Here is a 23136-nt window from a genome sequence, read left to right on the forward strand (position 1 = left end):
AAAATAGGGAGGTACTGCCATGGATTTGTTTCGTAAGAAAGAAATCAATCTCAACCACACAAGTGGGATGAAGAAAGATCTGAAAACGTCCGATTTAATTATGCTTGGAATTGGCGCAATTATCGGCACAGGAATATTTGTAGTGACAGGGGTTGCGGCCAATCAAAATGCGGGTCCAGCACTGTCACTTTCATTCGTTTTAGCTGCAATCGTTGTCATTTTATCGGGGTTAAGCTTTGCTGAGTTTGCCTCACGTGTGCCAGTCATTGGTGGCCCGTATGCGTATCTTTATGTTGTTTTTGGTGAATTTGCCGCCTGGTTAACAGGTTGGTTGTTGATTGGCGAATTTCTATTAGCAGTTTCGTCGGTTGCTTCCGGCTGGTCTGGTTATGTTCAAGGGTTCTTGGAAGGATTTGGAGTCCATTTACCACAAGCCTTGACCAGTGGTTATAATCCTGACAATGGCACCTATGTCGATTTGATCGCAGTGTTCGTTGTCATATTTGTGACATACATCGTTTCTTTAGAAGCCAAAAAAGCATTAAGATTGAATAATATCATGGTTTTTGTGAAATTCGGTATTATTGCATTATTTATCGTTGTAGGGATTTTCTTTGTAAAACCTGAAAACTGGCAACCATTTACACCATTTGGTTTTTCAGGCGTTTTAGATGGAGCAGCTCTAGTCTTCTTCGCTTTCTTGGGATTTGATTCAGTTGCAATGGCAGCCGAAGAAGTGAAAGAGCCACAAAAAGACGTTCCTCGAGGGATCATTGGTTCGATCTTGATTGCCACAGCTTTATACATCGTAGTTACCTTGATTTTAACGGGGATTGTTCCGTTTACTGAATTAGGGGTCAGTGACCCAGTTGCCTTTGCGATGCGTTACGTTGGTCATGGAACAATCGGAGCTGTGATTGCAGTCGGTGCCATTTTGACGCTCTTGACCGTAACGATTTCTATGATGTATTCGCTAGCTCGGTTATTGTTTGCTGTAAGTAAAGACGGTCTTTTACCTAAATTTATGACAGAGATCGATGAAAAGCATCGGACGCCTAGAAAGGCGACTTTTGTAGCTGGGGTAGCGGCTTTATTTTTCGCTGGTTTCTTCCCATTGAATATTCTCGCTGAACTAACAAACATCATGGCGTTGACCTATTTGATGTTAGTCAGCTTAGGATTACTTAAACTAAGAAAAATGTTTGGTAAACCAAAAGCCGGTGAATTTAAAGTGCCATTTGTACCGATATTACCGATCATATCTATCGGTACATGCTTGGTATTAATGCTTCGTTTACAACCAGTCACATGGATCGTCTTCGGTATCGTGATGGCGATTGGATTAGTGATTTACTTTGGTTATGGGTACCAACATAGTAAAATGAATCAACAAAATTGATGATTCGTTCTTTCTAAACGACCTGGGTTTAGAACCTATAGCGTAATTTGATAAGACGAGTGTAAGACATCTTGAGTCCTTCGATGAATTGGTTAGCCAAATTCATTTTGAAGGATTTCGGGGTGTCTTTTCTATCCTTTTAAAGCATAAAAAAGATGTTGGCGAATTTCACCAACATCAAAAATCTAGAGCTTTTTTGATTGATCCATATAGATCATTCTTATTGTGTTAAATCGAGTAATTTTTGTTTCAAGTCGTCTTCCATATGACCAAGTTCGACTTCTGCATGACGACGCTTTTCTTTTCCTTCTTTTTGGATGCGTAATGTTTCTTGGATCGTTTCGATCAAATCATTTTGAGTTGTTTGTAAGGTTTCAATATCAACGATCCCACGTTCATTTTCTTTTGCTGTTTCAATAGCAGAGATTTTCAACATTTCTGAATTTTTCTTCAAAAGGTCATTAGTTGTCTCAGAAACTTGACGTTGGGCAGTTACCGCATCTTTTTGGCGAAGTAACGTCAAGGCGATCACGACTTGGTTTTTCCATAGAGGGATCGCTGTTGCGATTGATGCTTGGATTTTTTCTGCTAACGCTTGGTTAGTATTTTGGATTAAACGGATCTGTGGTGCTTGCTGGATAGTGATCTGTCTTGCCAAACGTAAATCATGGGTTCGTTTGTCTAAACGATCTAGAAATTGAGTATAATCATTTGCAATTTGAACATCCATTTGATCGCCTGTTTCTTCGGCTTTTTTCATTGCTTTAGGAATGATCGTTGTTTGAAGTTCTTCCATCTTCAATTCGCCAGCTGCGATATAAATATTCAGTGCATCAAAATAATCTTTGTTTTTTTGATAGAGTTGTTCGAGCATCAAATTGTCCTTTAAAAGCCCGTCTTTTTCTTTTTCTAGTTTAACAGAGATTTTATCGATTTGGGCACCGATCTTTTGATATTTTGCAGTCACTTCATAGATCGATTGTTTTACTTTGCCAAACATCCGTTGGAAAATATTGCCTTCGCCAGCTCGTAATTCATCAGGATTTGCTTCTTGCAGACGATACATCAATTCAGTCAATGAATCTCCGACAGGACCAATATCTTGTGCCTGTACATGATTTAACATGGATTGTGAAAATTCACTTAACTTCGTTTGAGCAGCAGAACCGTAGCTGATCACCGACTGTGCATCTGAAACATCGATTTTAGCTGCTAGCTCTTTGGCTTGCTCTTGTCGTTCAGCAGGTAGTTTATCAATCAAGCGTGCAGCGGTTTGTTGTTCTTGCAAAGCATTGATTTCTGACTGTTGTGTTTGGGTTAATTTATCTGTTGGGGTAGAGAACGGATTATTTAACAAATCATCTAACGTGTCATTTACAGGTGTTACCTCTTTAGGTTTATTATCCATTTAAAACTCCTCCTCGTGGTTCAATGTGATGCGATAGGTTCAATGTTATCATTTTTGTAAAAAAACAGTTGTTCATCTTATTCATCTATTATAAAGGATAAACAAAAGAAAGGATAAGCAAAAGGAGTGTCTAAGAAACAAAACACTCCTTTATGATTCTATTAACCGATCATTGAGATTGATTGTTATCATCAGATAGATTCTCTCGTTTTAAGCTTTGTTTCGCAACTGATATTTCTACATCTAGATCATCTAAATCTTCAGAGACAAATTGTTGATAGTCTTGAGCGATCAGATGTGCTAGTTGATCAATGATTTGTGAACTTTCTTCTAACTTTTCATAAGTCTGTTTGTTTTTGATTTCATGGTCGTTGATCTCAATATATTTATTGGTCAAATCGACTAAGTTTGGTAAGTGAGTATAAAGAAATTGACTTGCTTCGTGTAATCGGTTGGGCTCTTTCACCAATGCTTTGAAGAGTGCTTTGGCCGCCTTCACTGTATCGTGACGAAGATCGACAGCTTTTAGTTTGGCTGTTTGTTGCATGTTTTGTTGCAATTGTTCAATTTCGACTTTCGTTTGATTCATTGTCTGTCTAAAGAAAGTAATCTCACTAGGTGTCATCCCGCTTTTTGTATAATGTGATTCAAGTTCATCAGATAAATCGGGCATTTCATTTTTTGCTGATTTTTTCTTGCCAGAGCCAAAGATTCCCCAAATCACTAAAGCTGCGCCGATAATCAAAATGACTGTTACTAAAGAAAAGTGACCTTGACGAATCAAAAGAAACACCAACAATAGACCTAAGATCCATCGCCAATTTAATTTTCGCATAATAAGCCCTCCATATATATTCCATCCATTTTAAGTAATGAAGCGTTGTTCTCATTTCCACCCTTATTTTAGCACACTCAACCTAAGAAAGAGTATGGGACTAAAGGAGGATTTTGTAGATTTAGAGAATTTCTAAGGTTTAGTTATGGTAAACTAAAAGAAAACTCTAGAAAAATTGAAAAGTAAACGAAAAGCGGGTATTATTACAAAGAAAGTGGGAGAAAGATGCTTGAATATGAGCAATTTGAAGAAAAAACGATCGAACGAAAAGAAATCTATCACGGAGCGATCATCGATGTTGCAGTAGATGACGTCCGCCTGCCAGATGGGAAACTTGCCAAACGTGAATTAGTGTTTCATCCGGGTGGTGTAGGGATCATCGCATTTGATGATCAGAATCGTTTATTATTAGTGAAACAGTTTCGGAAACCATTAGAAAAAGTGATTTTGGAGATCCCTGCTGGGAAAATCGATCCAGAAGAAAGCCAAACACCGGAACGTACCGCTGCAAGAGAACTGGAAGAAGAGACTGGGTATCGGGCAGGAAAGCTCAAACATGTTTCATCTATGTATCTTTCACCAGGATTTGCAAATGAGATCATGCATATTTATCATGCGATTGATTTACAGAAAGTAGAGAATCCGTTGGCTCAAGATGAAGATGAGGTGCTTGAATTATATGCACTGACTTTCGCAGAAGCTAAACAAGCAATAGATGATCAACTGATCTGTGATGCGAAAACCATGTATGCGATCCAATATTGGGAGCTATTGATTAAAGGAAAGTAGAGGGATCGGCTGATGGCTAAAGGACCGCTGATTACGAGAAGTGAATTACGTAAACGACAGCAGGCGCAAGCCCAAGAGTCATTAAAACGGCAAAGAAAAGAAGAGGCTGCTTATCAGCAAGAAGAAAAGAAAATTGCTAGTTTTTATCGAAAGGAACAAAAACGGAACAAACCTATCACAAAAACAAGAATCGGTGAACGTGAAAAAACGACGAAGTGGAATTCATTTTTGATGAAATCCTTGATTATTGTTATTCTATTATTGTGTGTCGTATTTTTTGCGGTCGCATTTATTTAGAAAGAAGGAAAAAGCTATGAAAATCGGTATTATCGGTGCAATGGAAGAAGAAATCAAAATTTTAAGAGAAAAGCTAAGTGAACCCTTGTCATGGGAACGAGCAGGAGCATTGTTCATTTCAGGCTCTTTAGGAAGACATGAAGTGATTGTGGTTCGTTCAGGGATCGGTAAAGTTTTGGCATCAGTCACGACTAGTTTATTGATCCAACAATATGGTGTAAATATGGTCATCAATACAGGTTCAGCGGGTGGTATCGGACAAGGGCTACAAGTAGGCGATATCGTAATCTCTGATAAAGTAGCTTATTTCGATGCAGATGCAACCGGATTTGGCTATAAGCCAGGACAAATACCAGGGATGCCGCTTTATTATGAAGCAAGTACGTATCTTCGCACAGAGATGGCAAGAGCAGCCAAAGCGATAGATCTGAATGTGAAAGAAGGCTTGATCGTTACTGGAGATACGTTTGTTGATTCTTCCGAAAAAGTAGAAGAGATTTTAACAAACTTTCCAGATGCGTTGGCTTGTGAAATGGAAGGAGCGGCTGTTGGACAAACGGCTCGTCAGTTCAATATTCCTTTCTTGATCGTTCGTGCGATGAGTGATACTGCTGATCATGCAGCGACACAAACCTTTGATGAGTTTATTGAAGATGCAGGGAAACGTTCTGCTGAGATGGTAATCGAATTTGTCAAACATCTTGTATAAGGAGCCCATTAATGAAAGCATTGATCTCGATTGATTACACGTATGATTTTGTGGCAGATGACGGGAAATTAACGACAGGTAAAGCTGGGCAAGTGATTGAACAAGCAGTGACGACTCACACGAAAAAGTTTATCGAAGAGGGAGACTTTGTGGTGTTTGCGATTGATGCGCATGACCCATCGGATAACTTCCATCCTGAAAATAAACTATTTCCTCCGCATAACGTGATTGGCACCAATGGTCGTGCCCTTTATGGTTCGCTACAAGCTGTTTACGAAAGAGCTCAAGAACAAGCCAATGTCTATTGGATTGATAAGCGGCATTACTCTGCTTTTAGTGGAACAGATCTAGATATTCGGCTCCGTGAGCGGGGGATCACTGAACTCTATTTGACTGGCGTATGTACGGACATTTGTGTGTTGCACACAGCTGTTGATGCATATAATTTAGGCTATCAACTGTTTATTTTTGAAGATGCTGTAGCTAGCTTTGATCCAGTCGGTCATGACTGGGCACTACGTCATTTTGAAACAGTCCTCGGGGCAACGTTGATCAAGTAAATATATAATAAGCTTGTTAATGATTTGTGGGCCTAACTGGTTCATGAAGTAACCAGATCGTTCTGTTGTATATTCTGTCGTACGTCTGTCGTACGATAGAGTAAGTCAATACGGAAAAATAAACCGAAGGATTCGAACATAGTTTATCTATTTTCGAATTTCTTCGGTTTATTTTCTTTCATAATTTTGTAAGATTTTTTAAGTCAATCAATCAGTATCCATTTTAAGCCGATGGTTCGATTCTTTTCCAATCGCTGAAATAGCGGCTTTTATTAGGAGATAAAGAGTTGGTTTGCTAGTTTGTGCTTATGAATGAGTGGCAATAACTTATAGGTAAGCAAACTAGCTACGAACACAAGTAAGATATCGCAACTTAAATCAATCAATGTGGAAACTGCTAGCACACTGTAAAGAACATTCGTTTCTTTAAGGTAAAAGAATAAAATCAAGCATTTATACAACAGACCGATTAAATAGAGATAAAGTAATCCTGAATAGTTAATGATCAGGATTTTTTTTAATGGGAGCCATTTTCTGCGCCAGAACAATTTTGACAGTGTAGCTTGAATCAGTGGGAAAGTTGCAAAAGATAGTAGAAAGCCAAAACTAGGTTTAAAAATATAAAAAATACCTCCGCCACTAGCGAAAATCGGTAATCCAATGAGCCCTAGGATCAAATAACTGAATGTGACAATGAGCCCGTATTTTGTTCCTAATAAAGGATAAATCAGATAAATCGTTATAATTTGTAAAGATAAATAATCGAATAGTGGTAACGGAATCACTAGTTTTGCTGTGATGATCAATAATGCCATCATCATCGCCATCATGGTGATATCTCGCCTATTTGTATACATTTAAATGCCACTCCTTACTAAGTTCTCTTTTTTTTGTTCTCGATTTTAACCAATGAGTTAAATCCTCTAAATAGGGTAATTTGCCAATTTGTGTGATTCCTGTCTTATCTGTCATCCATTGGCTTAAATCTTCCATGTCATTCTTTTCATTTGCTTTACTTGAATTAAAAACCAGACCTGCTATTGGAATGTTTTCGCTTTGTAATAAACTAGTCGTTAGCAACGTATGATTGATTGCACCTAAATAATTATCCGAAACGAGAATAACCGGTAATTGCAAAAGTTTGATCATGTCTAACATGGTTTGCGAGTCATTAATGGGAGAAAGCAGACCACCTGCTAATTCAAAAATCGTGGGTCGATTTTTTTTCAAGACAACATGTGCTTTTTCCTTCAAGACAAGTAGATCGATCCATTGATGCTCTTTTCTGCTAGCGATATGTGGAGAAGCTTCTAATGACATTGAATAGAAATGAACAATATTTTGTTTCTCAATATGGCATGCTTGATAAAAATCTGTATCAGGAAACGGTCCTGTTTGGATCGGTTTCACGAGTAACGGTTCCTGATTTGTCAGATCACGTAAATATTCATAGAGTAAGACACTGATCACTGATTTTCCACAATCGGTATGAATCCCGCAAATAATATAATTATTCTTCATCACATACACCAGCCACAACTAAACCTAAACGATCAAGCATTTTTTGATCTTCAGAAATAGGTGCTCCTTTCTCTGTCAAATAATTGCCTAAAAAAATAGAATCCACGATCAATAAAGCAAATGGCTGGAGTTCACCTAAATGAAACTCTCTTCCTGCACTTACCCTAAGTTCTGTACTGGGGAATAGTAACCTCAGCATGGTTAGGATTTTTAAACATTTCATAGGGGTTAGTTCATTGTGTTCCTCAAACATTGTTCCAGCAATTGGAAGTAAAAAATTGACTGGAACGGAATAAGGCTCTTGATCTTTTAAGTCAAAAGCCAGATCGACTAATTGTTCATCTGTTTCTCCCATGCCACAAATAAAACCAGAGCAAATATTCATTTTGCGCTGACGAAGTTTGTTTAATGTTTCTAACCGATCATCATAGGAATGGGTTGTTGTGATGTTGGGGTAATTATCTCGACTAGTATTAAGATTATGATTCAATCGATCTACTCCACACGATTTTAAATAATCAATTTGTTCCTCAGTAACTAAGCCAATGGATAAACAAATCTCAATCGACATTATGCTTTTGATCGTTTGAATTGCCTCACCTAAAAGGTGGATTTCTTTTTTTGATGGGCGTGTTCCGCTTAACGCAATGCAAAACACACTGGAATGATTCTTTTTAGCAATCAACGCTTTACGAATGATTTCTTTTTTGGGTAATAATCCATATGTTTCAATCGTTGCAGAACTTTTTTTTGATTGCGCACAATAACCACAATCTTCTCTACACAAGCCGCTCTTAGCATTCAGCAATGTATTCAGACGGATGATATTTTGTGACTTGTTTGTTTTGAGCTGAAGGGCTCGTGCATAATACCCCCATAAATTAGTTTTGTCTTTTAGTATCTCCAGACATGTTGTTTTTGTTAGCGGAACACAAGGTTCGAATAGATTTTCCATAAAAACACCTCTTTACTTTCGTTAACTAATTTTATTACAAAGGTTAACGAAAATAAAGGGGTAAATGAAATGATGCAGTTTTATGACTATTTATGGTCGGAAAGAGTAGATAACACTAGAGAACAGTGAAGGAAGATGGAAGGATTTATTTTTCTTTATTAAGTGGATTTGGTTTGTGGGTAGTCAAAATGAGCTTGGTAGAAAAGTAAATGATAATATTAAGAGAGGTTGAGACAAAAGTGTTCAGCATCAAGAAATAAGAAGGAATTTCCGAAAATTGACAAGAAACACAAAAACTAGTTTTTGATGTTGATTGTTACCTACTTGGTGCTTCTCAAATTTTTGGTAAATTTCGGCAAATTTTCCGAAGATGCTACTTTTGTCTCACCGTGAACAAGAGGTCGTGAAAAGAGTGTTTTGACCTGAGCGCTCACCAAGTAAAAACTACGACGAGTAATCGCAGGAGCATTAAGGATGGAAATCTCGAAACAGCTTCCCATGTTTTGAGATTTTTTGACTTATCGCCGAAGGTCAGCTCTTTGAACACCGTGAATCAGAGGTCGTGAAAACATCGGGTAGCTCTGATGACAATAAGAAAGAATTTTTTGAAACAGCTCCTCATGTTTTGAAAAATTCAGGCTTATTGTTGAGGAGTTGCTTCTTGAACGCCGTTTATTCGTTTTTAGAGATACTAGAAGAGACTGAGACAACTTTTGTCTCAGTCCCTCGTAAAGAGAAAAATAGTGTTCAAACAATCGCTCCTTGAAATAAGTCGATTTTTTTATATGAGAGGTTGTTTCAAAAAATTTTCTTATTGCCATTGGAGCGTTTTTTAACTGTATTACCAGATATGCACTCGTTTTTCAGGTGGAAGATACATCGCGTCTTTTTCAGTGATCGCGAATGTTTCATAAAATTCCATCAAGTTTTGGGGTTGGATATTGGCACGTAATTTAGCAGGGGCATGAACGTCGATTTGTAACAACAATTGTTGGTATTCTTTTTTTGCTTTTGTCCGCCAAATCGTCGCCCAGCTGACGAAAAAGTCTGCTAGTGAGTGATCTGCTTCGGTTTTTGCTGCTTCTAAAGCACAACTTAGACCGCCCGCATCTGCGATATTTTCTGAAACAGTAAGCTTACCATTAACAGTACCATCAGCAAATGATAAGCCATCAAATTCTTCGATCATTGCTTGGGCTTTTTCTTGGAAGTGCGCTAGATCTTCTTCCGTCCACCAGTTATTTAAATTACCATATTCATCGAATAAGGCACCATTATTATCGAAGGCATGAGAGATTTCATGGGCGATGACAGCGCCGATCCCACCGTAGTTTGCTGAACTTGATTGTTCTAAACTATAAAATGGTGCTTGTAAAATAGCAGCTGGAAAAACAATGACATTTCTGAAAGGATGGTAATAAGCGTTGACTGTATCAGCACTCATTTCCCATTCCGTCCGATCAACAGTTTGATTCCAGCGACCAAAACGTTCTTTCAATTCGATTTTGCTGAAGGCTAAAGCGTTGGAAAGCAAGGTTCCGCCTTCTTCTTGTGTCACTGTGTGGTACTTCGTATATAACGCAGGGATTTGGTCTGGATAGCCGACCTGAACTCCTAGTTTATCTAATTTGATGATCGCTTTTTTTCGAGTAGTATCGCTTAACCAGTTGTTTTTTTCTAAACGATCTTTATAGACAGAGATCATTTTTTCGATCATATGCTCAACATCTTTTTTGGCCGCTTCACCAAAGTATTTTTTGCCATAATAATCGCCAACGACTTGGTCAAATTGACCTGAAGCTAAGTAATAGGCAGCTTTTTTCTGCGGCATGGCTTCATCTGTGCCAGAGAGTGTCCGTGAGAAGATTCCGCTGATTTGTCTAAAGTCTTCTGATAGATAACTACTCAACGAACGAATCGTTCGGACGATCATCCAGCTTTTGATCAATTGAAAATGTTCTGTGGTTAGTAGTTCGCCTAACTGTTCAAAATAAACAGGATCCGTCACGATTACTTTATCCGGTGTGGTACCAATCAATCCGACTGTCAACTTTTCCAGATCCAGTTTATCGGTATAGTGGATGAAGGTGTCAAATGACCGGGGATTGTACATTTTGCTGTAATCCGCTTTTTCTTCCGCACTTTTAACATGAGGCGCAACTAATCGATCAAATTGGATGGCTTGTTCAACGATTGCCTCTGCTTGGCTTTTTTCTTTTCCGGTTAATTCAACGAGTTGGACCATCATATCAAAGAAAACGCCTAATAGTTGCGCACCATTTGGATGTTCTGCAGTATAGTAAGTTTTGTCAGGTAAAAATAATGAAGGGGGATAAGCAAATAATGCGTTTGTTTGTGCATTTTTCATATCCGCATCGACATCTAAGCTAAACGGTAAAGGTAAACTATCCAATGTCCAAGTAGGAAATTGTTGGTTCAAGTCTTCAAAAGATTCGATTTTTTCAATTCGTTCAATTAAAGGAAGCAACGGTTTAGCAGCTAACTGGTTTCTTCGATCATAATCATTAGCTAATTGATAAAAATGAAGAAAGTGACGCATCATATCTGATTGGACTTTATCAGGTTCAGCCAGCATATGATCAATATCTGTCATCAAAAGATCATCGATACCGTCAACTAAGTCCTGGAAACCGCCAGTGGCTGGTTTATCAGCGGGGATCTTGGCTGTTTTTAGCCATTCTTCATTCACAGCTTCAAAAAAGTCTTGCTTTATAAGTTCTTTGTTCATTCGGTTATCGCTCCTTTTTATCTAATGTTCCTATTATCATATAAAAACAGCGAATAAACAAATAGAAAGAGGAAAGAAGCACTTGTTGTGGTCTTGCCATAGTCACAGCAGAACTAGTCTATCTGATTTGTTTTTCTCCTTATTTCACTTATAATAAAAAAGACGGAGGTGATTCGTTCTTGAAAACTGTATTTGAACAATCAATCGAATGGAATCTAGATGGTATCAAGAAACGGTTAAGCGCTGTGGAACAGTTGGCGATGAAGGATGAAGAAAAGGGTTACGCTTTAATTTTTGAAGATGGTAGTTATGTTATCCTAGATCAAAACAAACAACCAATAGAATACGGTCCTGCGAGCCACTCCTACCCAGATGCAAGAAAAGCTTATCAACTCGTACCGATGACTGAAGCAGAAGTCACCAATATTTCTCGTTGGCTTGCAGATGATCGTGAAAAAGCTTTGATTGCGCCAAAGGAAAACGGACAAGAACTTTTGGATTGCTGGGTGGGATTGCCTGAACAACGGTTTTTAAACTATAAAAATTGGCGGACACCGTCTGGCTATCTTTGTGGGACCTATGCTGCAACTGTCCTTATTGCTTATTACCAAGATTTTCAAAACGAATTGTTTTTCTCTCCAACGTTACGTGAAAAAGGAACGAAAGACCATGCTCAACTAAGTGAAGCATTACGCCAAGCGATCCAGCCGCTAGGACTTCCGACGGTTCCCGGTCAAGTCAGTCATGGTATCACGAAGTTTTTAAAACATACAGGAAATCGAGTGTCTGCTAGAAGTACGATGCTTGGTTCTTGGCAGCGAGCGACTAAACGGATTCGCCAAGGAAAACCTGTGATCTTAGGGGTCTTGAAAGTATTAGGGAGTACCTATGGCAATCATTGGGTCACTGCGTATGCGTATTATCAATCCTCTTCTGGAGAACGCTTTTACAAAGTCCATGACAACTGGGGCAACACGGATCAATTGATTCCTGCTAGTTGGTGTAATGGAACTGTTTCGCTGCCTTAAAAATTATTTACAGAAATTACCAGAAAAACTTGAAAAAATATGTTAAACTATCGAAGAAGAGAGAACAATAGGGAGGACAACATGAGTAAAAAGTATCAGGATGACACATTGAAAATCTTTAGCTTGAATGGGAATCGACCACTGGCAGAAAAAATTGCCAAGGTGTTTGGAACGGAGCTAGGAAAAAGTGTCGTAAAACAATTTAGTGATGGAGAGATCTCAATCAATATCGAAGAAAGTATTCGTGGGGATCATGTTTATATCGTGCAATCAACCAATCAGCCAGTTAATGATTATTATATGGAATTATTGATCATGATCGATGCGATGAAACGTGCCAGTGCAAAAACAATCAATGTTGTGTTACCTTATTACGGTTATGCCAGACAAGACCGTACAGCAAAACCACATGAACCGATCACAGCTAAATTGATTGCTAATTTGATCCAAGAAGCTGGCGCAACTCGTGTGCTGACATTGGATTTGCATACAGTTCAAGTCCAAGGATTCTTTGATATCCCTGTAGATAACTTATTCACAATGCCATTGTTTGCTCACTATTACCGAGAACTTGGTTTAACAGGTGACGATATTGTTGTCGTTTCACCAAAAAATAGTGGTGTCCAACGTGCAAGAAGTCTTTCTGAATATTTGAATAGTACATTGGCGATCGTGGATCACGCCGATGATGCAGATGAAAATAGTGGATATGTAATTGGCGATGTCCAAGGAAAAACATGTATCATGGTCGATGACATCTTGAATACTGGTGCAACGCTTGCTCGAGCTGCTAATGTTTTGAAAGAAAACGGAGCAAAAGAGGTTTATGCTTGTGCTTCACACGGCTTGTTGTCTGTTCCTGCAAAACAAATTTTAGATGATGCACCGATTAAAGATATCTGCATCACTGATTCTGTATTTACTCAAGAAGAACGTCATCCTAACAATTTAACGATTGTTACTTGTTCAGAGCTGATGGGAGAAGCGGTTAAACGAATTCATGAAAATACACCAATGAGTCCATTGTTCCGTCTAGAAGAAAAAGTATTTGATTAATCATTTTTTGTTAAGTGATGAAATAAAATTCGTTCGACAATCGTGGTAGCACGAATTGTGGAACGAATTTTTTTCTAAAAGTTGGGAAACTATCCTGGTTTAGCGATTGTTTCTTTGGTAACTTTCTTATTTTATGCTAGAATGTGCCTAGTTCTATTTGGAAGGGATGAAAGAAGTTGGAAAAAATCTATTTGGATCATGCAGCGACGACGCCCATGCATCCCTACGTCATTCAAGAAATGACCACAATGATGCAAGAAACCTTTGGGAATCCTTCGAGTATCCATGGCTTCGGCCGAATTGCCCATGAAAAGTTAGAAACAGCAAGACAACTTATTGCTGATAGTTTACAAGTCAATGATCATGAAATCATTTTTAATAGTGGAGGGACAGAAGGCGATAATACAGCGATCCTTGAAACGGCTTTTTCACGAAAAAAAGACGGGAATCATTTGATCACTACCGCTATCGAACATCCTGCTGTCTTGAATACAATGAAATATCTGGAAACACAAGGCTTTGAAGTCACGTATTTACCAGTAGATGAAAAAGGCAATATTTCACTAACTGACTTTGATGAAGCATTAAGCGATGAAACGATTTTAGTCTCGATCATGTTTGGGAATAATGAAATCGGGAATTTGATGCCAATCAAAGAAATCGGCGAACGGTTGCGGGAACATCCTGCTTATTTTCATACCGATGCAGTTCAAGCTTATGGGAATCAGACGATTCATCCAAGGGAGTTAGGTGTGGATTTACTTAGCATCTCTGCCCATAAAATCAATGGACCAAAAGGCGTAGGATTTTTATATAAAAAAGATGGCATAAATATTCCTTCACTACTTTTAGGTGGAGAACAGGAAGAAAAGCGGCGAGCAGGTACTGAAAATCTCGCAGGTATTTGGGGAATGGCGCAAGCGGTCAAACTTTTAACTGCCGAAGAACGTGAAGCTCGAAGTGAAAAATATGCTGGATTCCAAGAATTGATTTTGAATACCTTGGAAAAAGAAGGAATTTCTTATCAAGTCAATGGTGATTTAAACAACAAATTACCACATGTGTTAAACCTTCGATTACCTGGTGTTGCGAATGACTTACTTTTGATGAAGTTGGATCTTAATGGGATTGCGATATCTACTGGGTCAGCATGTACAGCTGGTAATATCGAACCTTCGCATGTGCTGGAGGCAATGTATGGGAAAGATACACCAATCCTTAAAGAATCCATACGAATCAGTTTTGGTTACGGCAATACCAAAGAAGAAGTCCAACGTTTTCTTGATGTATTGATCCAATCAATCTAAGTTGGAAAAAACCTAGTAAATGATGCAAGAAACTTTTATAATAAAAGTAGAAATCAATTTACCGAGGTGAAAATCATGGCATTTGAAAAAACAGCCACAGTTTTAGGAGCAAAAACAAGTTATCGTTTACATCCAGATGCAAAACGCTACACTTTGAGAGACAATGGATTTACCGAAACAAATGGCGGCAACTATCAGTTGATCCGTCCGCTAGATGCAACCCCACAAAGCAAAGAAGGGTTTAAACTAAAAATCACTGTTTCAAAGGATATCCAAACACTAAAAATGTCTATTACGACAGCTAACGGATTGAAAGCAGTCAATATTTTTAAAGACGACCGACAAAAAATGAGTCAAGATAAATTTTATTTTTTGATGGATGGTATGATCAGCCGAGGATTATTTGAAAAAGTCTAAGGAAGTCGAACGTATCTATCATTGTTGCCAGTAAAAAAAGCAAAGAGAACAGCTAGTAAAGCTGATTTCTTTGCTTTTTTACTATCTATTGAAACGGGACAATCGCTAGAGAATAACCATTCCTCTATTCTACTTTTGTCCACTCATCTAAGGATTTACCATTTTCATCAATGATTTCTAACCAGCTGTTTGTTCCACCGAAGTAGAGTAACAGACTTGCTTCATTGACGCTTTTGACGATAATATCTTTGCTCGTTTTATTTCCTACAATGCTATCTTTATAATCATCACGTAATTTATCCCCATATTTTGCCGCATAACTGACGGAACCGTCTTTATTTAAAGGGGCTTCCGCTAATAGTATAGCCCCCTTTTTGATCAACAGTTCATTTCTACTGATCCAATAAAGTGTTGCCTGACTGTTTCTAAAATTAACGGTAAAAGGGATCTCACTAACTTCTTTCGTCCAACGATGTCTTGCTTTTGCCGGCTTTTTCTTTTGAGGACTGCTTTTTTCTAAAGAGTAACCAAATACTGCCAAGATTTTTGTGATTTCTTCGACTGGTTCCGCTAACTTTTTGACTTGTACTTGAGGGATCGTTTCTTTTGCGGAATCATCGATTTCTACTGTCAATCCCGTTGATTCTGCCTGTTCTTGAAGTAGGTAGCTTAGATGACTGGCTTCAAGATCCCAAGGAAGTTGAACCAATACGATGTGATCCCAACTTTTAGGTACCACGGTTTGACCGATTGCGATACATTGTTTGTTTTTGAAAAATAGATAAAGTGAATGATCAGGTAGAGCTGGTTTTTCTTTTGTGATAGTCATCTTCCCATGTTCATTTGGTAACGTAATCTCGATTGCTGAAGGAGTCAGAGTAGTATGAAAGCTGATAGGCATAATCAATACCTCCTGTTTTTCCTTAAGTTTACCATGATTCACACGTACTGTCGGTTTTGACTAACTAATAATGAAGTTTGGATTCCTTTGCTTGTTCACTTTTCTTTCACAGTAACTGTAAAAGTAGAATCCGTTCTTTTGACGAGCCCTTTAAAGGTGTAAGTCAATTGATAGACACCTGGTTTGCTTGTATCGATTTTAGCACCATTCGTTGTGATGCGTCCATTTGAGTAAGGAACTGATTTCCCGTCTTCATCTGTCGCACTCACAAAAGCATCTTGTTTATTCCATTTTTCGCCTACAAATACGACATTATCTTTTGTAACGATAGAAGACAAGTCTTCTTTAATCGTGATTTGCTGTCGGGTACTGTATTTCCAATTATTTGTTGCATCATAATAAGCGATTCTAATCGTGTGTGTCCCAGGTTTAGACGTGTCAAGCTCTTTTGTTTTGATTTCATCAATATAGTATTCTTCCACATCTTTTGCTTCAAGCTTTTGTCCATCTTTATCTGTCACGTTTTTAAATGGAGAATTTGGATCGAATGTTTGACCTGTATATAGTGTTACATCTTTTAACTCCAAGGTCGTTTGGTCTTCTACTACTGTGATTATCGCTGTGTCTTTGAACGTTTTTGATTTTCCTTGCAACGAATAGATGACTTCATAAACGCCTGGTTTAGCAGTGTTAGCGGCTCTGCTTATGAAAATTCTTTCATCATCTGCAGGAATTTCATTTCCGTCAGCATCGGTAGCGTATAGAAGATTATCTGCTTTAGTCCATTGTTGTAAAGTGTAGAGACGACTGTCTTTTGTTTTAATCGAAGTCAAGTCTTCCTTGACTGTAACATTTGTGGTAGAAGTTACAGTTTTACCTTTATCAGTAAATTGATAGACAATGGTGTAGTCACCCGGTTTGTGAGTATCGACTGTGCCGTTTACTGAAATCCTAGGGTCATCGAAAGAAACAGTTTTTCCATCCGCATCAGTAGCAGAAAGGAAATTGACTTTTTTAGTCCAAGCTTCCCCAACGTATAAGACAGTATCTTTCGTATGGATGGAAGTTTTATTTTCTTTGACCGTAACTGAAAAAGGAGAATCCGTATTTTTGGCAATTCCTTTAAATGTGTAGGTTAAGTCATAAATACCTGGCTTATTTGTATCAACACTAGCATTGTTCGTTACAATCCGCTCGTCTTCAAAGGAAATCTCATTTCCATCTTCATCCGTTGCGTGAACGAAATTATCTTCTTGGTGCCATTTTTGTCCCTGATATAAGATACTATTTTTAGTTTGGATAGAGGAGTTGTCTTCTTTGACCGTAACTGTAAAAGTGGAATCCGTTCTTTTGGCAATTCCTTTAAACGTATAAGTTAACTCATAAACTCCAGGCTTGCTGGTATCAATACGAGCTCCATTTGTTGTGATACGCCCATCTTTGAATGGGATATCTTTACCATCTTCATCTGTTGCGTGAACGAAATTATCTTCTTTACGCCATTCTTGCCCCTGATATAAGATACTGTTTTTGGTTTGGATAGAGGAACGATCAACTGAGTCTACACTGATCTGTATTCCCGCATGGATCGGATTACCTTGACTATCTATAGGAACGATAACAAAGTGATGCGACATGCCTAAAGTTAAATTGACTAGAGAAGACGTTACTGACCCAGCGACAGATGTCATGCCACCGAATAGCCAACCTCCGCCACCAGAAAACCAACCAAAGATATTAAAACCTGATACGTTGAGTCCGCCGAAAAGGCCAGACCAATTAAGTGTTGCTTGAGAAGATGTGATATTTTCTGCTCTATCTTCATTTTGCTTTTCATCATGCTTATCCTCTGTTCGAATGATAACTTGATTACTTTGTTCTGACTCATTTCCAGCTTCATCAATAGCAGTCATATAGTAGGTGTAAGATTGCCCTTTTTCAACGGTGAAATCTGTATAGTAATTGGTACCTTCGGGAACAATAAAAAATGTTTCATTTGTTGTTAAGAAAGACGGAGTATATTCGACTAGTAATGAAGAGGAGTGTCTTCGGTATAACCGTACTTCTTTTACTTTTTGATTATCTGTTGGAGGAGGCCAGCTAAACCTTGCGGCACTGCTTACTAAAGGTTGCCCTGTTAAAGGTCCAGTTAGTTTTGGTGGTTCAACGTCACGTGTTGTTACTTTTAGTATAGAACTTTTTTCAGATTCATTCCACGCATCATCAACTGCGACAACATAAAACTCATATTCTTTTGCTTGTTCAAGATCATCAAATGTTACTTTTAAATTTTGTGAGTGTTTTCCAGGATCAGGATAGGAAAGATCATTTGCATCTTTTGGAGCAAGTACAGTTTTAGTAAGTTCTCCATTTTTATAGATCTGATACTTTTCAACACCAGTATTATCTGTAGAATGATCAAAGGTTAAAGTGGCAGAATTACCACCGACTTCGATTGTTTTTAAATGATTAGGCGCTGATGGTGGTGCTTCATCAAATAAAATATCTAACATTCGATTTGTTTTCGGAACTTCCTGTTTAAAACGATTACTTATTTCCTTGTCAGGATTGAACTTTGCTGCGAAAGCTTCACAAATAAATTCTTCCCAATTACTTTTTGCATAAGAACTATTTAACAATGCTACTAATTCATTTATTTCAGCTTCTTTCAGCTGTTTTATTTTAGTCTCAAAAGCAATGGGATCATCTTTGAAAAGTTCTTTATGTTTAAATCTATCTTTTAAATCAATAAGGTAATGAAAAATTTCGTGTATGACTGTAGATGATAAGGTTTTATTTACATCTAGTTGAGGTAAGTTATCGGTTGGTTCGTAATGAGAAAAAGTAATCACGCTGTCACTGTCACTAAAATAACCTTTATCGTCGTCCCATGATTGTGTAAGTCCCAAATGTTTTAGGTCATAGTTCTGTTCAAAAACTTGTTGCCATTGTTCCGCTGGATAGTACTGGTTTAACTTCTCTAATGCTTCTGTATGAACGAATAAACCATTTGTAAAATGAAGTTTTTCCTTTTCTAGTAAATTCTCAGTAAGAATATGATTCGAGCTTAAAGAATCCAAGGTGTGTGAAATGACGCGAATGCTGTTTGTAAGGACGAGTCCGGCATTTAAGCCTAGTGGAGTCAACTTAACAAGGTTAGAAGGAGTATTGTAAAGCGATTTCATTTCGTGGTTCAACTTATTTTCTAACTCGGTTGTCTCATGTTCAAGTTCACTTCGATCGACCAACAGTGCATTGATGGTGATAGTCTTATCTTTTTGATTAAAATTGGACAGGGTATAATGCAAAGTGCTTTCTCTTGGTAATACGTATTTTGAGTCTAAGAGCGTTCCAACCCTCATCATCTTCGTTCCTTTAGGTACAGTAATTTTCATCTGGATATACTCATTATTTTCAAGATTCAGTTTATTTTTAGTCAAACTGCCCAGAAGGTAACCATGGTCAATACCATAACGGCTATTTTTTAACATGGATTGATAGATTTTATCGGGATTGCTAATAAAATACTCTGAATTGATTCCGAAATCATCCGGTGTAAAGTTTGCGTATAAATTAATATCTTCTGATGCTTGTGTGAGAAACAGATCGTCAAGAAGTTTTATATTTTGCTGTGGTTGGTAGTACTCAGATCTGTTCAGGTATTTTATTCGTAATTTTTTGTTGATACCGGTTATAAATTTAATGTCTTCATTAAAAACTGTTGGAAAATGACGATTGCTCCAAGCTAATGCTGCTTTAGAATCATTAGCTAAATTTAACGCATCTACTTTGGTTTCTAGATTGTTCGAGTCTTTGACTTCTTGAAGTGTCTGTTTGTTGTTTTGGGTATATGAAATAAGCGGTAGAGTGACTTCATTCATCTCGTGTGTAATGACGGAGCTGGCAGGATTCAATAGCATCGTAAGCGGCAGTAAAGATAAGAGTAACTTTTTCATGAATTTTCCTCCTTATACTCAATTAAGTATTATTTATTTTTATTCTTTGATCATTGATACCTTATAAAAAACATACTCTAGTCCTAAAAACAGAAAGTAAACATGGTACCTTCGCTTAGATTTTGGTTGAAAAATGGTGTTGTCTAAAAAAGAAATAAGCGTTTAATACTAAACTTGCAAGGACAATAGGGAAAGATTTTATAAGATTATCGCACTAAACATTCAAGAGCACCCCTCCTTTGGTATTTCAACAATATAATAACATATAAAAATGATTTAATTACTTATATTTTATAGTTACAAATGTTTTTTATTATGTCGGTTGTTATGCATAACAAGAATAAATAAATAGATAGATCGAACATAGTTATATCAAAATTTAAGGTTTTTAAAAGGCGTTTTTGAATATATTTTGATTGTGACATTGTTTTTTTGACAATAATTAACAATGGCTTTTATATAGAGTGCTTATTATGTTTATTCGTTATTTTATAAATATTTAAAAATAACTTTTGTATAATTAGGTTTTGATGGTGAAATAATATTCGTTTTGAAAAAATGTGGAGGGGGAAGTGGAAATACGGTAAGAGACATCGTTTAGTTTGGTATGATTTGAGAGAGACTGTGGGAATCTAAACAGTTGTAACTTTGTCTTAGATTGTTTACCCTAAAAGAAAAGGGAGTAAGAAGGGGTCAATATGAATTTTTTTATTAGTGATATGCATTTTTTTCATAAAAACTTATTAGGCAAAAATGATTTTGCCCCTCGTTTATTTGCTAGTGTGGAAGAAATGAATCAGCAACTAATCAATAGCTGGAATAAAGTTGTCAAAGAAACCGATCATGTGTATCACTTAGGCGATCTGGCGATGCACCCACAATATGAAAAAGGTAGCCAAGACATACTGGAGCTGGTGCAACAACTCAATGGGACAATCCATTTAATCAAGGGAAATCATGACAGTCGTGCTTTTTTCAGGTATTTAGAAAAACATGATCCAGGAAACAAGGTTGGTTCAAAAAAGTTTTATTTTTATGATGTCGGAACCATCATCAAATTCAATCATCAGCAATACTATTTGACTCATTATCCGATGTTGCTGGGACCAAACGATAGTATCCGTAATCTTCACGGACATATTCATCATTATAGTGTACCGATCGGTAATGATGTGAATGTCGGTGTAGATGCGCCAGAAAGAGAACTGTTGAAAGTGCAACAACCCTTTGGCACACCGTTGTCAGAAGATGACATTGAAGAAATTTACGAAGCTAAACAACAAGAATTAGCACGTCTGAAACAAAAATAAGAGCATGAAATACTTCTGCTAGTCTATAAAAAATAAGGCTCTTAAGTTCGTCTGATAAGGCGAACTTAAGAGGCTTTTTAAATTCCGTTGGAGTTACTTCTATCGTTCGAATGTAACGAAAGTTTTTTTCTTTGCCGTTAATCAGATATCGTAATTTGGCTTTTATTCAAAAGTTTGATCAAAGGGAGCATATTCATTTTTGGAAAAATAATTGTATTGAGTCAGCTGATCATTAGTCGTTGTATCTACATGGTCATTAGTGACAGAGACAGCAAACGAAAGTGTCCATAAACAGGTGACGATATAAAAGAATTCAAATTCCACGGGTATTTCACTTAAGTTTTTATGGTAAAATAATAACAAGTTAAAAATAATTGTATATCTTTAAATTTATATTATATATGTTTTTTTATTAAGATGTAAAACAAGGGGTAACAGCTAGGACGAAATAAATTAAAGCATAATTGTGAGCGATGTTGTTTTTCTTTTACAATAATATCATAGATTATTATAAATTTCATTTAGAGGGTTATAGAAGGGGGAATAAACTTAGTCAATAATTATAATATTTATATGTTATTAAATTTTAGTTTTTATTTAATTTAAAATAACGTTTTTTTGAAAAAAATTAACTTTTTTGCTGAATCTAGATTTTGTAATCGATTATTTCTAGAAAAAATGGTAAAAGGGTAGTTTTTTTAAAATAAATACTTGATTGTTTTCTTCACAGATTATGACAATCTGTTCATTAATATAAAAGGAGAAGATGAGAATGAAGGCTTATCTAGTTGGTTTGGTGCTATCCATGTCAGTGTCTATATGGTTTGGGATAGATGTGTTTAGAACAGTCAATCAAAAATACATAAACAGATGAACTTTTAAGGAGTGAGGCAATGTTACCATTAACAAGTAAGACATGTACGAAGCTTTCGAAGATTTTCTTGGCTTGTAGTATTTTGCCGTTGGTTTTACTAGTAATGGCTTTTTACGGCAACGGCATGTTTAATCAATTATTTGTAGGTATCAAAAATGTAGCATACATATATTATCCTGGTTGTTTACTAAGTGGGCTTAGTTTGTTTTTTTCTACAAGATCCTATTCAAAAACGTTAAAAAGAAGTGCTACTTTCATTCATTTTAGCTATGTTTACTGTATTGTTCTCGTTTTTATCGGTTTTGTAGGTATCAAAAGATATGATTTTTTCATTGTACTAATTGCTTATTTACTGCTATCTATCCGATTATTGAAAAAAAACACAAACAATCAGAAAAAGATAGCAATCGTTTGCTTGGGAATACCGATGTTATTTTCAACAGGATTCTTTCTCAAAATCAATTACGAGCTACTAACTTCGGGGACTAGCTGGGAATTGATTGGTTATGTGATTCTACTGAGTTGGTCTGGGTTAATTGGACTTATTCTCTCATTAAACATCAATAACGAGAACAGAAAAGTCAAATGGATGCTCTTAGGGTTGAATTATATATTTGCTGCTTATTTCCATATCGTCATTCTGATTATTGGTCTATAACTACAATCAGATAGTCGATAAAGGCAAGTGATTGAAAGATGAAATGTTTTCTTAGATAATCAGTTGGCACCTAAAAAAGGGGAGTTATTGTATTTTTTCACTAAAAAGTAAGGATTATACGAAAGTCCCATTAATTTTATTAACTATTTCGATTGTTTTCATAAGTTTTTATTTTATTCCTGACATGAAGGCAAACCCAGCATTTTTTTCGTTTATATATAGGGGTATTAGATTAGTGGTGGGATCAATTTAATTATTCCACCAAAATATGAAGAACTGAAAGGAATCATTATTTTTCTTAATTTGATCTGTATTATTTTGGTTTTAAATGTTGGTTCCGTTCTTTCTTATCATGGTGTCATGATTGATCGGTTTATTTTTTGCTACATTTTTAAAAAATTAGTTAG

The 23136-nt window shown here is 36.8% G+C and carries 20 protein-coding genes; 11 read left to right on the forward strand and 9 right to left on the reverse strand.

Going from position 1 to position 23136, the window contains the following annotated elements:
• Positions 1-19 precede the first annotated feature (19 nt).
• The gene (locus tag AB5M32_RS08650; protein WP_010720830.1) at positions 20-1399 is read left to right on the forward strand and encodes an APC family permease; all 1380 of its coding nucleotides are present in this window, start codon (positions 20-22) and stop codon (positions 1397-1399) included.
• A 220-nt stretch (positions 1400-1619) separates the two neighbouring features.
• On the opposite strand, the gene AB5M32_RS08655 is transcribed toward AB5M32_RS08650, so the two are convergent.
• Both AB5M32_RS08655 and AB5M32_RS08660 read right to left on the reverse strand, forming a co-directional pair.
• Positions 1620-2807 (reverse strand): toxic anion resistance protein, encoded by a 1188-nt coding sequence (locus AB5M32_RS08655; RefSeq protein WP_010720829.1) that lies wholly within the window; start codon positions 2805-2807, stop codon positions 1620-1622.
• A gap of 169 nt (positions 2808-2976) precedes the next feature.
• On the reverse strand, positions 2977-3642 hold the full coding sequence (locus AB5M32_RS08660) for a 5-bromo-4-chloroindolyl phosphate hydrolysis family protein (protein ID WP_010737126.1): 666 nt from the start codon (positions 3640-3642) through the stop codon (positions 2977-2979).
• A 225-nt stretch (positions 3643-3867) separates the two neighbouring features.
• Between AB5M32_RS08660 and AB5M32_RS08665 the strand changes: the two genes are divergently transcribed.
• The 4 genes from AB5M32_RS08665 to AB5M32_RS08680 are packed head-to-tail and all read left to right on the forward strand — an operon-like array spanning position 3868 to position 5997.
• Positions 3868-4431 (forward strand): NUDIX hydrolase, encoded by a 564-nt coding sequence (locus tag AB5M32_RS08665; protein ID WP_053766295.1) that lies wholly within the window; start codon positions 3868-3870, stop codon positions 4429-4431.
• A 12-nt stretch (positions 4432-4443) separates the two neighbouring features.
• Positions 4444-4728 carry a cell wall synthase accessory phosphoprotein MacP gene (gene macP, locus AB5M32_RS08670; RefSeq protein ID WP_010720826.1) on the forward strand — a complete coding sequence of 95 codons (285 nt, stop codon included), beginning with the start codon at positions 4444-4446 and terminating at the stop codon, positions 4726-4728.
• Positions 4729-4744: 16 nt separating this feature from the next.
• Positions 4745-5437, forward strand: a complete 693-nt coding sequence (locus AB5M32_RS08675; protein WP_010737128.1) for a 5'-methylthioadenosine/adenosylhomocysteine nucleosidase — start codon at positions 4745-4747, stop codon at positions 5435-5437.
• Positions 5438-5448: 11 nt separating this feature from the next.
• On the forward strand, positions 5449-5997 hold the full coding sequence (locus tag AB5M32_RS08680; protein WP_081128460.1) for a cysteine hydrolase family protein: 549 nt from the start codon (positions 5449-5451) through the stop codon (positions 5995-5997).
• 272 nt (positions 5998-6269) lie between these two features.
• Here the strand turns inward: AB5M32_RS08680 and AB5M32_RS08685 are convergent, their stop codons facing one another.
• From AB5M32_RS08685 to AB5M32_RS08700, 4 genes are all read right to left on the reverse strand, one after another.
• Positions 6270-6854, reverse strand: a complete 585-nt coding sequence (locus AB5M32_RS08685; RefSeq protein WP_010737130.1) for a biotin transporter BioY — start codon at positions 6852-6854, stop codon at positions 6270-6272.
• A complete protein-coding gene (gene bioD / locus AB5M32_RS08690; RefSeq protein ID WP_063627521.1) occupies positions 6841-7518 on the reverse strand; it encodes a dethiobiotin synthase in 678 nt (225 codons plus the stop codon). Before bioD ends, AB5M32_RS08685 begins: the two co-directional genes overlap by 14 nt.
• A complete protein-coding gene (gene bioB / locus AB5M32_RS08695) occupies positions 7508-8473 on the reverse strand; it encodes a biotin synthase BioB (RefSeq protein ID WP_178287225.1) in 966 nt (321 codons plus the stop codon). The genes bioD and bioB overlap by 11 nt, the downstream gene beginning before the upstream one ends.
• An 841-nt stretch (positions 8474-9314) precedes the next feature.
• Positions 9315-11222, reverse strand: a complete 1908-nt coding sequence (locus AB5M32_RS08700; RefSeq protein WP_368024414.1) for a M13 family metallopeptidase — start codon at positions 11220-11222, stop codon at positions 9315-9317.
• Positions 11223-11401: 179 nt separating this feature from the next.
• Between AB5M32_RS08700 and AB5M32_RS08705 the strand changes: the two genes are divergently transcribed.
• The 4 genes from AB5M32_RS08705 (at position 11402) to AB5M32_RS08720 (ending at position 15030) form a co-directional block, all read left to right on the forward strand.
• Complete coding sequence (locus AB5M32_RS08705; RefSeq protein ID WP_178287229.1) at positions 11402-12250, forward strand: dihydrolipoamide dehydrogenase; 849 nt, start codon at positions 11402-11404, stop codon at positions 12248-12250.
• A gap of 81 nt (positions 12251-12331) precedes the next feature.
• The gene (locus tag AB5M32_RS08710) at positions 12332-13306 is read left to right on the forward strand and encodes a ribose-phosphate diphosphokinase (RefSeq protein ID WP_010720818.1); all 975 of its coding nucleotides are present in this window, start codon (positions 12332-12334) and stop codon (positions 13304-13306) included.
• Between the two features lie 176 nt (positions 13307-13482).
• Positions 13483-14613 carry a cysteine desulfurase family protein gene (locus tag AB5M32_RS08715; RefSeq protein WP_063627518.1) on the forward strand — a complete coding sequence of 377 codons (1131 nt, stop codon included), beginning with the start codon at positions 13483-13485 and terminating at the stop codon, positions 14611-14613.
• A 75-nt stretch (positions 14614-14688) separates the two neighbouring features.
• On the forward strand, positions 14689-15030 hold the full coding sequence (locus tag AB5M32_RS08720) for a DUF1831 domain-containing protein (protein ID WP_010720816.1): 342 nt from the start codon (positions 14689-14691) through the stop codon (positions 15028-15030).
• Positions 15031-15154: 124 nt separating this feature from the next.
• Here the strand turns inward: AB5M32_RS08720 and AB5M32_RS08725 are convergent, their stop codons facing one another.
• Positions 15155-15931: a hypothetical protein gene (locus AB5M32_RS08725; protein WP_010720815.1), complete on the reverse strand. Its 777-nt coding sequence runs from the start codon at positions 15929-15931 to the stop codon at positions 15155-15157.
• Between the two features lie 95 nt (positions 15932-16026).
• Positions 16027-19887: a bacterial Ig-like domain-containing protein gene (locus tag AB5M32_RS08730; protein WP_178287231.1), complete on the reverse strand. Its 3861-nt coding sequence runs from the start codon at positions 19885-19887 to the stop codon at positions 16027-16029.
• Positions 19888-20585: 698 nt separating this feature from the next.
• On the opposite strand from AB5M32_RS08730, the gene AB5M32_RS08735 reads away from it, so the two are divergent.
• Entirely contained in the window at positions 20586-21197 is a 612-nt protein-coding gene (locus tag AB5M32_RS08735) for a metallophosphoesterase (RefSeq protein ID WP_178287233.1), read from the forward strand.
• 162 nt (positions 21198-21359) lie between these two features.
• Here the strand turns inward: AB5M32_RS08735 and AB5M32_RS08740 are convergent, their stop codons facing one another.
• Complete coding sequence (locus tag AB5M32_RS08740; RefSeq protein WP_178287235.1) at positions 21360-21521, reverse strand: hypothetical protein; 162 nt, start codon at positions 21519-21521, stop codon at positions 21360-21362.
• A 569-nt stretch (positions 21522-22090) separates the two neighbouring features.
• On the opposite strand from AB5M32_RS08740, the gene AB5M32_RS08745 reads away from it, so the two are divergent.
• Positions 22091-22729: a hypothetical protein gene (locus AB5M32_RS08745; RefSeq protein ID WP_178287237.1), complete on the forward strand. Its 639-nt coding sequence runs from the start codon at positions 22091-22093 to the stop codon at positions 22727-22729.
• Positions 22730-23136 lie beyond the last annotated feature (407 nt).

The sequence above is a fragment of the Enterococcus sp. C57 genome (assembly GCF_040887305.1).
GTDB lineage: Bacteria > Bacillota > Bacilli > Lactobacillales > Enterococcaceae > Enterococcus_B > Enterococcus_B hirae.

What these genes read in the sequence shown, in the direction of transcription:
- AB5M32_RS08650 (WP_010720830.1), top strand. Translation starts at nt 20, where the DNA reads ATGGATTTGTTTCGTAAGAAAGAAATCAATCTCAACCACACAAGTGGG.
- AB5M32_RS08655 (WP_010720829.1), bottom strand. Translation starts at nt 2,807, where the DNA reads ATGGATAATAAACCTAAAGAGGTAACACCTGTAAATGACACGTTAGAT.
- AB5M32_RS08660 (WP_010737126.1), bottom strand. Translation starts at nt 3,642, where the DNA reads ATGCGAAAATTAAATTGGCGATGGATCTTAGGTCTATTGTTGGTGTTT.
- AB5M32_RS08665 (WP_053766295.1), top strand. Translation starts at nt 3,868, where the DNA reads ATGCTTGAATATGAGCAATTTGAAGAAAAAACGATCGAACGAAAAGAA.
- macP (WP_010720826.1), top strand. Translation starts at nt 4,444, where the DNA reads ATGGCTAAAGGACCGCTGATTACGAGAAGTGAATTACGTAAACGACAG.
- AB5M32_RS08675 (WP_010737128.1), top strand. Translation starts at nt 4,745, where the DNA reads ATGAAAATCGGTATTATCGGTGCAATGGAAGAAGAAATCAAAATTTTA.
- AB5M32_RS08680 (WP_081128460.1), top strand. Translation starts at nt 5,449, where the DNA reads ATGAAAGCATTGATCTCGATTGATTACACGTATGATTTTGTGGCAGAT.
- AB5M32_RS08685 (WP_010737130.1), bottom strand. Translation starts at nt 6,854, where the DNA reads ATGTATACAAATAGGCGAGATATCACCATGATGGCGATGATGATGGCA.
- bioD (WP_063627521.1), bottom strand. Translation starts at nt 7,518, where the DNA reads ATGAAGAATAATTATATTATTTGCGGGATTCATACCGATTGTGGAAAA.
- bioB (WP_178287225.1), bottom strand. Translation starts at nt 8,473, where the DNA reads ATGGAAAATCTATTCGAACCTTGTGTTCCGCTAACAAAAACAACATGT.
- AB5M32_RS08700 (WP_368024414.1), bottom strand. Translation starts at nt 11,222, where the DNA reads ATGAACAAAGAACTTATAAAGCAAGACTTTTTTGAAGCTGTGAATGAA.
- AB5M32_RS08710 (WP_010720818.1), top strand. Translation starts at nt 12,332, where the DNA reads ATGAGTAAAAAGTATCAGGATGACACATTGAAAATCTTTAGCTTGAAT.
- AB5M32_RS08720 (WP_010720816.1), top strand. Translation starts at nt 14,689, where the DNA reads ATGGCATTTGAAAAAACAGCCACAGTTTTAGGAGCAAAAACAAGTTAT.
- AB5M32_RS08725 (WP_010720815.1), bottom strand. Translation starts at nt 15,931, where the DNA reads ATGCCTATCAGCTTTCATACTACTCTGACTCCTTCAGCAATCGAGATT.
- AB5M32_RS08730 (WP_178287231.1), bottom strand. Translation starts at nt 19,887, where the DNA reads ATGAAAAAGTTACTCTTATCTTTACTGCCGCTTACGATGCTATTGAAT.
- AB5M32_RS08735 (WP_178287233.1), top strand. Translation starts at nt 20,586, where the DNA reads ATGAATTTTTTTATTAGTGATATGCATTTTTTTCATAAAAACTTATTA.
- AB5M32_RS08745 (WP_178287237.1), top strand. Translation starts at nt 22,091, where the DNA reads ATGTTACCATTAACAAGTAAGACATGTACGAAGCTTTCGAAGATTTTC.